Here is a 12,102-nt window from a genome sequence, read left to right as displayed (position 1 = left end):
TGTTGGAATGAGAGAAGAAAAGAAAAGATTTGTACTATATGAATACCTGATGTACTTTTGGAAAAGGAAGCATTACTTTTTAATTGTTCCGATTATCACGATGCTGCTGGTTGGCGGTGCGGTTTATTTTTTGAAGAAGGATATGCCGTATACGGGGCAGGCTGTGGTTTATACGGGGGGAGTAACTTCACCGGATTTAACTCGTGAAAATAACATTGCAGCAAGATTTGCTGACGAAGAAGATCTTGAGATATTTGTTTCTTCCAAGCAAGTGAAGTTCATCCATAAAGGGGAAACCGAAAAGGAAGTTGCGGGAAGTTTAAATAAAATAACAGAAACCTATAAAAAAGAACTTTTAGCTAACTATAATATGCGACTGGAGGCTTCAAGTGTTTATCTGAATTCTCTGGAAGAACATAGAGTGCCAACCCTTAAAAATGCAATTGTGAATTATAAAAAGGAGCTTCTAGATAACGGGCTCACTCCTACACAATACGGAGATTTAACAGATTTAATTGCTGAAACGGAAGAAGAGCTTTCAGATGCAGAGGCGACTGTGCATCGCATGAGAAGTGATTTAGCATTTTTTGAAGCGCCAAACATCCTATCCGAAACTGTAACCAAAAGCAAAACCTACCTAAAAGAAGGCGCAGCCATAGGCCTTATCCTGGGACTGTTGCTGACCGTACTATTATTGGCACTAATGAAATATCTAAGTGAAGGCAGGAGATACTACAATGATTAATTTTGCAATTGTAGGTATGGGACATATCGCAAACAAGCATATCGAGGCTATTGAAAAGGCGGAAAATGCAAATCTGTATGCAATCTGTGATAATAACCCGGCAAGACTTGAGATTGATAAGTCTAATGTAAAAAAATATACCGATTTAAATACAATGCTTGAGGAGAACCCTGATATCCATGTGGTGAATATCTGTGTTCCTTCCGGACTTCATGCGACGCTAACGAAGATTGTCGCTGATCATAAAAGGCATATAATTGTTGAAAAACCAATGTCATTAAAGCTTCAGGATGCTGAAGATATGATTCAATATGCCAGTGAAAATGGCGTAAAGCTTGCCGTTGTCCATCCTAACCGGTTCCGTCCGGCTATCCAAAAGCTGAAGGCTGAGATGGATAAAGGTTCCTTCGGAAAGCTGAGCCATGCGAATGCAACTGTGCGCTGGAATCGCAATCAGGCATATTATGATCAGGCAGCATGGAGAGGCACGAAAGAATTTGATGGCGGTGTGCTAATGAATCAGGCCATTCATGACCTTGATCTTATGCTTTGGCTGATGGGTCCTGTGGAGTCGGTGCAGGCAATGGCTGCGACTCGCCTCCGCAAAATTGAAACTGAGGACGTTGCAGCTGCAGTGGTCCAATTCAAAAATGGTGCGCTGGGCGTGATTGAAGCAGCGACTACCATCTACCCGAAAAACCTGGAAGAATCTCTTGCTATTTTCGGTGAGACCGCTTCGGTTAAAATCTCCGGCAGAAATGCAAACTACATTGAAACATGGGATATCGAGGGTGTAGAGGAAGAAGAAGCGGAAAAAATTAAAGAAGAAATCAAGGAAGATCCATTCGGCAAGCCAGGCCATCAATGCATTATTGAAGACATGGTACTTGCATTGAAAGAAAACCGTAACCCAATTGTAACTGGAGAAGACGGTTTAGCTCCTGTAAAATTGATACTGTCAATTTTAGAATCAGCAGAAACTGGGAAAAAAGTCGTTATAAAGTAAAGGAGAATGCAAGATGAGTGCATATCAGACATTAATAAATAAAATCGAAAATAAAGAAGCGGTTATTGGTGTAGTAGGATTGGGCTATGTTGGCCTTCCTCTTGCAGTAGAGAAAGCAAAAGCGGGTTATAAAGTAATTGGCTTTGATGTGCAGGCTGCCCGTGTAGAACAGGTTAATATGGGGATCAACTATATTGGAGATGTTGTGGATCAGGATCTTGCCGATATGATTAAGGACGGCAGATTGGAAGCAACAACAGACTACGCTAGAATTCAGGATGTTGATGCAGTGGCGATTTGTGTGCCAACTCCGCTTGATATTTATCAGCAGCCTGATACTTCATATGTTGAAAGCTCTTCTAACGAAATTGCTAAGTATGCGCATGAAGGAATGCTGGTTGTATTAGAATCAACTACTTACCCTGGAACAACAGAGGAAATTGTAAAGCCTGCTCTTGAAAGCAAAGGCCTTACAGTGGGAGAATCAGTATTCATTGCTTACTCTCCAGAACGTGTGGACCCAGGCAATAAGGAATTCAAAACAAAAAACACGCCTAAAGTGGTTGGCGGTATTACTGAAAATTGTACAAAAGTAGCTTCTGCACTTTATCGCAATGTACTTGAAGGAGATGTGTTTGAAGTTTCTTCTCCGGCTATTGCGGAAATGGAAAAGATTTTTGAAAATACATTCAGACATATCAATATTGCTCTTGCCAACGAAATGGCGATCCTTTGTGAAAAAATGGGCATTGATGTATGGGAAGTAATTGATGCTGCCAAAACAAAGCCATACGGTTTCATGGCCTTCTATCCTGGCCCTGGCCTTGGCGGACACTGTATCCCAATTGATCCATTCTACTTAACATGGAAAGCGCGTGAGTACAATTATCACACAAGACTGATTGAGCTTTCCGGAGAAATCAATAACAGTATGCCTGAGTACGTAATCAACCGTGCTATGCAAATCCTGAATGAAGACGGCAAAGCCCTTCGCGGAGCTAAAGTAACCATTCTTGGTGTGGCATACAAGAAGGACATTGATGATGTGCGTGAATCTCCAGTCCTTAAAATTGTTGAACTGCTAGAACAGCATGGAGCTGACTATACGGTGGTTGACCCTTATGTAGCTTCATTCAAATCTTGTGGTGCAAAAGTGGAAACAGTTGAGCTATCAAAGCAGCTTCTTAATGATTCTGATCTTGTTCTTGTTACAACAGACCATTCAGACTTTGACTATAAGATGATTGCTGAAGAAAGCAAAGTCATCTTCGATACACGTAATGCAATGAAAGATGTTGAAAAGCCAAACAAGTACGTTAAACTATAATTTCTAAAGGTAAAGGGAGATTCTTATGAATTTTATTGATCCTACAGTACAAACCGATTCATCTGTAAAAGTTGGGTACTATTCCGTTATAGAAAAAGACGTAAAACTTGGCAAAAACGTGGTTATTGGCAATCGCGTAACGATTCATGAAGGTACAGTTATTGGCGACAATACAACCATTGCTGATGGTGCAGTGGTGGGGAAACCGCCAAAACCGGCCAAGACCAGCACTGTTAAATTATCTGATGCCATTCCGGCATTGGAAGTTGGTGAAGATGTAACCATTGGTGCGAATTGTGTCATCTATCGCGGTGCTAAAATCGGATCTTCAACTTTGATTGCTGATCTTGCAAGTGTCAGAGAAAACGTTGAAATTGGAAACTTTGTGATTGTCGGACGCGGTGTAACAGTAGAAAACTATGTGACCATTGGCGATCGCACAAAGATTCAGTCCAATTCCTATATTACTGCTTATACGACATTGGAAGAGCAAGTGTTCATTGCGCCATGTGTGACAACAACAAATGATAACTTCATGGGCAGAACAGAAGAGCGCTTTGATAAAATCAAAGGCGCAATCGTTAAAAAAGGTGCCCGTGTTGGCGGTGCTTCCATCATCCTGCCTGGCATTACGATTGAAGAAGAAACATTTGTAGCTGCTGGTGCACTTGTTACAAAAAATACCGGGGCGAAAACATTAGTTAAGGGTGTACCCGCTAAGTACGTCAAGGATGTTGACGAGCGGGAGCTGTTATAGGTGCTCGCCCAATTTAAGCGTTTAGGAGCGGATTCGCTCCTTTACGCATTTATGAATGTCGGAACCAAATTAATCGCTTTTATCATGCTGCCTATTTATACAAACTATCTGCCTCCAGCGGAATATGGAGTGCTTGACATTATTGATAAATGGACAGCCATGCTGACGTTTTTAATTATTTTCGGTACAGATTCCGCTCTGTCTTTCTACTATTTTGAAACAAAGGATGAAGGCAAAAAGCTGGAACATGTCCGAAACGTCATGTATTTCAGGATTTTTATTGTTGCTTTGCTGGGGATCACAGTTCTTGCAGCTGGTCCGTATATTTCTGATCTACTCTTTGGTGACGCAGGGTATGTACGGCTTCTGTATATTAGTATCGGGGTACTTTTTCTTGATACCATTCTCGTTGTAGTGCTGATGGTGCTCCGATTTGATTTTAAAACCAAAAAAGTAGTGGTTTTCACAGTAGGGAAAATGCTGCTGGTTGCGATTTTATCTTATTTGTTCCTAAAATATTTTGTTCAGACACCAGAAGGAATCCTGCTTGGTAGAATAGTGAGCAGTGCAATTATCTTCTTGCTTCTGCTTTCATCCAGTCTAAAATATTTAAAACCAAAGATTTCCTTTCCATCACTGAAGGAATTGGTTAAGTATGCAGCACCGCTTGTTCCGGCTTCCCTTGCTTTTTGGGTAATTGCCAATGCCAGTGTTTTCTTTCTGCAGGCTTTTCATTCCACAGAAGAAGTAGGGATATATGGAGCTGCCACAAAGCTTGCTACCGTCATCACTTTGCTGACCAGCGGAGTACAAATGGCTTGGCGTCCTTATTCCATGTCCATCAAAGATAAAGAAAATAGCCCTTTGCTCTTTTCAAAAATTTATATGGGACTTCTGCTGATGGGGATTTTTGGAATCATGGCCATTGCAACGGTCATGCCTTTCATTATTGGTATTCTTGGCAATGACTATTACAATGCGTATCAATACGTTGCATTAATATCGGCAGCCACGTTTTTGAATTTTTATTACCTTATTATTTCTGCCGGTTTATTTTTCACAAAGAAAACCGGGGTTATTTCCATAACGTTTGGCATTGTAGCTGTGATCAACACAGTCTTAAACATTACACTTATTCCGGTGTTCTCAATCTGGGGTGCCGTTGCGGCTTATTTGATTGCTTATATGACTGCCATTGTATTCATATTCAGAAAAAGCCAGCAAGCATATTATGTACCGGTGTCATTTGGGAAAATGGCATTTTTATTTGTAAATATGACAGCTGCCGTAATTAGTATTATTTATGTACAGGAACATGAGCTGAACTACCTTTATATAGCATTAGCGTGGCTTTATATGCTTCTGGTAATCGGCATCAGCCGAGTTGATAAGGATTTCAGAAGAAAATCATTTCAAAATGAGAAATCATTGAATGAATAGAATAGGAAATGCTAATAGAAGAACACTCCACAGGAGGATGAATGATGAAAATTCTAACAGTATTGGGCGCTAGGCCACAATTTATCAAAGCCGCTCCTCTTTCACGGGTTTTGCGTGAAGATCATCAGGAGCTAATTGTTCATACAGGACAGCATTATGATGCAAATATGTCAGATATCTTTTTTGAAGAACTGAACATTCCTAAGCCAGACTATCTTTTGAATGTAGGGTCCGGCAGCCATGGCAAGCAGACTGGTGAGATGCTTGCGAAAATAGAGGAAATTGTATTGGATGAGAAGCCTGATTACCTTTTGGTTTATGGGGATACAAATTCCACGCTTGCAGGTTCCTTGGTTGCTTCCAAGCTGCATGTGCCGGTCATACATATTGAAGCAGGCTTAAGAAGCTTCAACAAAAAAATGCCGGAAGAAATTAACCGTATTATGACTGACCATGTTTCAGAATTTTTGTTCTGCCCGACTGACACGGCTGTAGAAAATTTGAAAAACGAAAATATCACACACAATGTTTTCAATATTGGCGACGTTATGTATGACGCTGTTTTATACAATAAAGAACTGGCAGCTGAAAAATCATCCATTCTTAGCGAGAATGATTTAACTGAAAAAGGCTACCATCTAATCACTATCCACAGAGCTGAAAATACGGACGATATAGGGAATATGAAAAATATTCTGGAAGCATTCTCAAAAATTGAAGAGGTAAAAGTATGGCCAATTCATCCGCGTACCAAGCATAAACTTGAAGGGTACGGCCTAAGCTTAAGCGATGTTCCTAACCTGAAAGTGATAGATCCAGTCGGATACTTGGACATGCTGACATTAGAAGCAAATGCGAAGAAAATTATTACTGATTCCGGCGGTGTCCAAAAAGAAGCGTATTTCATGAAAGTCCCTTGCATAACAGTACGGGAACAGACGGAGTGGGTTGAAACGCTTGAAGAAGATGCGAACATCCTGGTCGGTACAGATGTAAAGCAGCTATTGGATGCTGTAAACAAAGAAGTAAATCCATCTTATAAGGAAGTTTTTGGAGATGGAAAAGCAGCGGAGAAAATTGTATCTCTAATAGATAACAGATAAGGCGGCTAAGCTATGCTCTATCTTTTAATTTGGTGTATTGTTTTAACGGCTTCCATTTACCTTTTTAAACAGGCTGGCGGAAGCCTCTCCCTTTTAAAGCCAAATATGATTTCAATCATATTTTATTATTCATTTTTCATTTCCAGCTTTATCGGCACTTTGCTGATTGGAATGAGAGTGGATGATTACTATATGATTAACCGACTGAAATTTGAGGAAAGCAGGCAAATAGGGTTTTATATTATATGTCTGGTGATGTTTTTGTTCCCATTGGTCATGATGTTAATCTCAAAACTAAGCAATTTTGATGCCAAAGAGGAATTCAATGCTTATCTTTCAAAAGATATTTCATTGCCTTTTAAGGAAAAGAATGAATTCTTTCTTATATTTCTCATGCTGTCCGGCATATCAATGTTATCCATTCTTTATACGCTTTGGAAAGCACCTGTTATTCCTATTTTGGAAGTTGCTTTAGGGAACAGTGAGTATTCCCCTGGAGAATTAAGGATCATGGCCCAAAGGGAATTCGGCGGTAATGTTTTGATACGTAACATTTTCGCCATTGCATTGACCCCGCTGCTGTCGCTGATTGCTTACGTCTATGCTGTCCGGACTGGACAGGTGAAATGGAAGCTGCTGTATCTGTCTCTATTTGCAGGTGCTATTTTAATTAATATTTACGATTTGGCTAAATCACCAGTCTTTTTCTATTTAATTATGTTCCTTCTGCTAAGCCTATATATTGGCGTGATCCGATTTACTGTAAGACGCCTGGTTTTATGGGGGCTGCTGGGGCTGCCGCACTTGTTTCCATGTATATCGTGATTCAAGGTGTTACGGATCTTGGTTCCTATTTGTCCTATAATTCCGGTCCTGTTGGTAGATTGATTTTTGCTCAAATTGCGCCGACTTTCCTGCATTTTGATTTATATGGTAATTTCCTGCCGTTTTTAAATGGGAAAAGCCTGCCGGTCATAACGGATTTATTTGATATGGATCAGGTCCGTTCCGCCAGGGTTGTAATGGAAACAGTTTTTCCGGAAAAGGTAGAAGCAGGTACAGCAGGGGTGCTGAACACTCTTTTTATTGCTGAAGCATATGCGAACTTTGGGTACCTGGGCGTTATTGTCAGCACGATATATATAGCTGCATTAGTGCAGATCTTGTATATCGTATTGATCAGGCTCCCTAAAAATCCGGTATTTTTATGTTTGTTTATTTTCTTTACCATTAATATTCCAAGAACCCTGGTTGGAGGGTTTGCAGACTTTTTATTCAATCCAATCTGGATGCTGATGACAGGTTTGTTTGTGGGAATCTTAATATTTATCAGGCTTCGCATTTACTTGACTGCTTTTTGGCAGAAGAAAAAGTCAGGAAATGAAGTTTAAGGAGAAATTCCATGAAAAAAGTATTGCTATATTATCCTTTTGAATTAGCTCAAAATGCTAATAGCGGATCCAAACTCAGGCCAAAAGAAATCCATCAGGCTTTCTTAAGCTGGGGAAAGGAAAATGATGCAGAAATTCTTCTGCTGTCAGGTTCTTCAGCCGCAAGGGAGGAGCTTTTTAACACCTGGAAGAGTGAAGGGAAGCTTGAAGATATTTGGTTCTGTTATATGGAGAACCAGACAATTCCTTTTTGGCTAACAGATAAAGGGCATATTCCCAAAAAACCATTTATCGACCTGAAGGTCATGAAATTTTTAAAACAGAAAAATGTGCCTGTTGGTGTATTTTATCGGGATGTTTATTGGAAATTTGATGAGCTTTATCCTTTAAAAGGTCCAAAGAAGACGATTATGAAAACCGTTTATCGGATGGAAGAAAGCTTTTACGAGAAATATTGTGATGTTATTTTCCTTCCAAGCGATGCAATGGGCGAGTATGTTGACATTAATAAGAGGAAAATAGCTCTGCCTCCCGGCGGTAAAGCAAAGAACATAATCAAAAAAGAAAGAAACAGTGAGACTGCTCAGGGAATATATGTTGGCGGGATAAACAACGAAGATTATGGTTTATTTTTGCTTCTGGATGCTTTAGAGATGGCTAATAAAGACCAAAGAATCTGTGATCTAACTGTTGTCTGCCGTGAAGAGGAGTTTGCCAGCCTTCCTGCTGACAGAAGAAACCGTCTTGAGAAGCTGAATGTGACGGTTAAGCATTTGAGCGGGGAAGCATTAAACGAATTATACCGTGAAATGGATTTTGCCTTCATCCCGCGATATAGAAGCACATATAATGATTTCTCTGTGCCTGTAAAGCTTGTGGAGTATCTATCCAATGAGCTGCCTGTCATTGCCACGTATTGTGAGGCACAAAGAGATATCATTGAAACGGATGGCTATGGGGTAATTTGTGCAGACCAGGCAGATGATATGGCTAAAGCAATTGAAGAAATGGCGGGTAATACGCAAATATACCGCCACAACATCAAGCAGACTTTTGCCGATAAGCATTCCTGGCTTGCAAGAGTCAAGAAGGTAAAGAGTGCCTTGTTAAAGGAGGAACTATGAAAGTACTAATACTTGCTCCAAGCAGATCGATACACACACATAAATGGGCATTATTTTATAAAAATAAAGGCATTGATGTAAAGGTTATTACATTCTCCGACCACTATTCTGAGGAAAATGCCAGGGAAATCGACACGATCACCCTTCCTAAGCTATTGCCCGGGAAATTGTCGTATATTTCGAGTGTTTTCGCTTTGAAAAAGGTTCTTAAAAGCTTTCAGCCTGACATTCTTCATGCACATTATGTATCAAGCTATGGATTTGTTGGTGCATTAGCCAATTACAAGCCTTTTTATGTTTCAGTTTGGGGAAGAGATATTTTTCAATTTCCACAGCAGGGCCGCGCAAACCGGAAAATCGTTGAATATACACTATCAAAAGCTGATGTCATTTGTTCAACAAGTCATATCATGGCTAAAGAAACAAACAAGTATACAGATAAAAAGGTATTTGTTACACCTTTTGGCGTAGATATGAACAAGTTCAGGCCAATGCCTGAATTTAAGATAGAAGGTACAGTAACGTTTGGGACTGTTAAGGCACTTTCAGATAAGTATGGCATTGGTGATTTAATCAATGCTTTTGCCAAAATTCATAAGGAAAAGAGCAATTCTGAACTGCTTATCGTCGGGGACGGACCACAGCGTGCAGAGTATGAACAGCTGACAAAAGATCTTGGAATTGATCATGTGACTGCCTTTACCGGACGGGTGCCAAATGATAAAGTCCCGGAATACATTAATAAAATGGACGTATTTGGGGTTCCTTCAACTGAAGACAGCGAGAGCTTCGGTGTAGCAGCAGTTGAATCAATGGCCTGCGGTGTGCCGGCAGTTGTATCGAATGTCGGCGGACTTCCAGAAGTGGTGCTGGAAGGAAAAACCGGTTTTGTTGTGCCAAAAGAGAATCCTGAAGAGCTTGCAAAAGCGATGCTGCACCTAGCGAACAATAAAGAGAAAAGCAGAGAAATGGGACTCGCAGGCATTGAACATGTAAAGGCTAATTACAACTGGACGGATAACGCAAATGGCATGCTCGATTTATATGAGCAAACCTTGAACAAGGGGATGAAATCATGATAAAAAAAGCAGTAATACCTGCAGCAGGACTTGGAACCAGATTTTTGCCTGCTACCAAGGCTCAGCCTAAAGAAATGCTGCCTATCGTAGATAAGCCAACCATTCAATATATCATTGAAGAAGCTGTGGAGTCAGGCATTGAAGATATTATTATTGTAACTGGCAGAAGCAAAAGAGCGATTGAAGATCATTTTGATAAATCTGTTGAGCTGGAAATGCTTTTGGAGAGAACGGGCAAACATGAAATGCTTGAAGTTGTGGAGAACATTTCAAACCTGGTGGATATACATTATGTAAGGCAAAAAGAGCCGCTTGGACTTGGCCATGCCGTTCTATGTGCGAAAAAATTCATTGGCAATGAGCCCTTTGCCGTTCTTTTAGGCGATGATATTGTTGACAGTGAAGTTCCAGCATTAAAGCAAATGATAGATCAATACACAAAAGTGCAGTCCAGCATCCTCGGATGTAATGAGGTGCCGCGCTCTGAAGTATATAAATACGGTATTGTAAACTATTCCGAAAACAATGGCGATCTCTTTAAAGTTAAAAGCCTTGTGGAGAAGCCTGCAGTTGAAGAAGCGCCATCAACTCAGGCAATCGTGGGCAGATACATCCTGACACCAGCTATTTTCGATATGCTCGAGGATGTCCAGCCGGATAAAAAGGGTGAGATTCAGCTTACAGATGCAATCGACAGCCTGCTTGATAAAGAATCCATCTATTCTTACATCATTCAGGGGAACCGCTATGATGTTGGAGATAAATTCGGATTCCTGCAGGCATCAATCGATTTTGCTTTAAAGCGCCCTGACCTTAAAGATAAGCTGTCAGCCTATCTGAAGGAACTAAATGTTAAGTAATGGAGATGGGAAAATGAGAGTGATTTACCTGTGTCAGCATTTTCCCCCTGAAACTGGCGCTCCTCAGATTCGTGTTTATGAAGTAAGTAAAGAGCTTATCAGCAGAGGGCATCAGGTGGAAGTGATCACAGCTTTCCCGCATCATCCTCATGGCATCATTCCAGAGGAGTATAAGGGACGCTTCTATATGTTTGAAGACTGGGATGGAATTCCTGTACATCGTTCGTGGATTTATCCATCTCCTAAGGGAAGTTTCTGGAAAAGGCTTGCTTCCTATTTTTCTTTTACATTCAGCGCTTTCTATTCGATTCTTAAGTCGAAGCCTACAGATGTGATCATCTGTAATTCTCCGCCGCTATTCCTTGGCATTACAGGGTATTTAGGGGCAAAAATGAAAAGAGCTAAGTTTGTATTCAATGTTGCAGATATTTGGCCGGAATCAGCTGTAGAGCTGGGAATTCTGAAAAATAAATCCTTTATTCGCATGGCTGAACGCCTTGAGATGTTTCTATATAAGAAGTCCTGGAAAATTGCGACTGCCACGGAAGGAATCAAAGAGTATATGGTCCGTAAAGGAAAGAAGGCGGAAGATGTTTTTCTTCTCCCTAACGGGGTCAACACCGATACATTTACTCCCCAGCCTAAAAACATTGAGTTATTAAGAGAAGTTGGCATAGAGGGCAAAAAAGTCTTTATGTATGCTGGAAATCTTGGTTATGCCCAGGGGCTTGATTCTGTTCTGAGAGCTGCTGCTCTATTGAAGGACAAGCAGCCGGATGCCCATTTCCTGTTTGTCGGCGATGGCCAGGAACGTGAAAAGCTGCTGAACTTAAAGGAAGAGCTGCAGCTGGACAATGTGACTTTCTATGGTTCTGTACCGGTCTCAGCGATGCCGAATATGTTTGCTGCTGCAGACTACAGTATTGTTTCTTTGAGGAATATCGAACTTTTCAAAGGTGCGAGACCTTCTAAGATATTTCCAGCCATTTCTTCTGGTGTGCCTGTTCTTTATTGCGGAGACGGAGAGAGTGCAGCCATCCTGGAAGAGTATAATTGCGGAAAGATTGCTCCGCCTGAAAATCCGGAAGGCATTGCCGCCGCAGTATCAGAATTAATGAGTGTCAGTGATGAGGATTATCAAACCATGAGAGAAAATGGCAGGAAGCTTGCCATTGATCAATACTCCTGGAAAAGCATCGTTGATGATATCCTTTTCCATTTGGAAGAGCAGAATAAAGAAGAAAGAGCCAATTCTTAGGAGAATTGGCTC

General features: G+C 40.8%; 12 protein-coding genes. All 12 read left to right on the top strand.

What is annotated here, in order from left to right:
• Positions 1-7 precede the first annotated feature (7 nt).
• From ACXAD1_RS21940 to ACXAD1_RS21885, 12 genes are read left to right on the top strand one after another with little or no spacing between them, the layout of a single operon-like run.
• Positions 8-745: a hypothetical protein gene (locus ACXAD1_RS21940; protein WP_474910981.1), complete on the top strand. Its 738-nt coding sequence runs from the start codon at positions 8-10 to the stop codon at positions 743-745.
• Positions 738-1,751 (top strand): Gfo/Idh/MocA family protein, encoded by a 1,014-nt coding sequence (locus ACXAD1_RS21935; RefSeq protein ID WP_474910980.1) that lies wholly within the window; start codon positions 738-740, stop codon positions 1,749-1,751. The genes ACXAD1_RS21940 and ACXAD1_RS21935 overlap by 8 nt, the downstream gene beginning before the upstream one ends.
• A gap of 13 nt (positions 1,752-1,764) precedes the next feature.
• On the top strand, positions 1,765-3,078 hold the full coding sequence (locus ACXAD1_RS21930) for a nucleotide sugar dehydrogenase (protein WP_009331997.1): 1,314 nt from the start codon (positions 1,765-1,767) through the stop codon (positions 3,076-3,078).
• Positions 3,079-3,103: 25 nt separating this feature from the next.
• Positions 3,104-3,835 carry an acyltransferase gene (locus tag ACXAD1_RS21925; protein ID WP_206840044.1) on the top strand — a complete coding sequence of 244 codons (732 nt, stop codon included), beginning with the start codon at positions 3,104-3,106 and terminating at the stop codon, positions 3,833-3,835.
• On the top strand, positions 3,836-5,275 hold the full coding sequence (locus ACXAD1_RS21920; RefSeq protein ID WP_474910979.1) for a lipopolysaccharide biosynthesis protein: 1,440 nt from the start codon (positions 3,836-3,838) through the stop codon (positions 5,273-5,275). It abuts the gene before it with no gap.
• 44 nt (positions 5,276-5,319) lie between these two features.
• The gene (gene wecB, locus ACXAD1_RS21915) at positions 5,320-6,378 is read left to right on the top strand and encodes a non-hydrolyzing UDP-N-acetylglucosamine 2-epimerase (protein WP_474910978.1); all 1,059 of its coding nucleotides are present in this window, start codon (positions 5,320-5,322) and stop codon (positions 6,376-6,378) included.
• A gap of 12 nt (positions 6,379-6,390) precedes the next feature.
• Positions 6,391-7,203: a hypothetical protein gene (locus tag ACXAD1_RS21910; RefSeq protein ID WP_474910977.1), complete on the top strand. Its 813-nt coding sequence runs from the start codon at positions 6,391-6,393 to the stop codon at positions 7,201-7,203.
• A complete protein-coding gene (locus ACXAD1_RS21905) occupies positions 7,158-7,769 on the top strand; it encodes a hypothetical protein (RefSeq protein ID WP_474910976.1) in 612 nt (203 codons plus the stop codon). The genes ACXAD1_RS21910 and ACXAD1_RS21905 overlap by 46 nt, the downstream gene beginning before the upstream one ends.
• Before the next feature lie 11 nt (positions 7,770-7,780).
• Complete coding sequence (locus ACXAD1_RS21900) at positions 7,781-8,893, top strand: glycosyltransferase (RefSeq protein WP_474910975.1); 1,113 nt, start codon at positions 7,781-7,783, stop codon at positions 8,891-8,893.
• Positions 8,890-9,972, top strand: a complete 1,083-nt coding sequence (locus ACXAD1_RS21895; protein ID WP_474910974.1) for a glycosyltransferase — start codon at positions 8,890-8,892, stop codon at positions 9,970-9,972. The genes ACXAD1_RS21900 and ACXAD1_RS21895 overlap by 4 nt, the downstream gene beginning before the upstream one ends.
• Positions 9,969-10,832, top strand: coding sequence for a UTP--glucose-1-phosphate uridylyltransferase GalU (galU, locus tag ACXAD1_RS21890; protein ID WP_474910973.1), 864 nt, complete (start codon positions 9,969-9,971; stop codon positions 10,830-10,832). The genes ACXAD1_RS21895 and galU overlap by 4 nt, the downstream gene beginning before the upstream one ends.
• A gap of 13 nt (positions 10,833-10,845) precedes the next feature.
• On the top strand, positions 10,846-12,090 hold the full coding sequence (locus tag ACXAD1_RS21885) for a glycosyltransferase family 4 protein (protein WP_206840058.1): 1,245 nt from the start codon (positions 10,846-10,848) through the stop codon (positions 12,088-12,090).
• Positions 12,091-12,102 lie beyond the last annotated feature (12 nt).

The organism is Cytobacillus sp. ABV4_503, from assembly GCF_056158445.1.
This window is presented reverse-complemented; position numbering and strand designations above follow the sequence as displayed.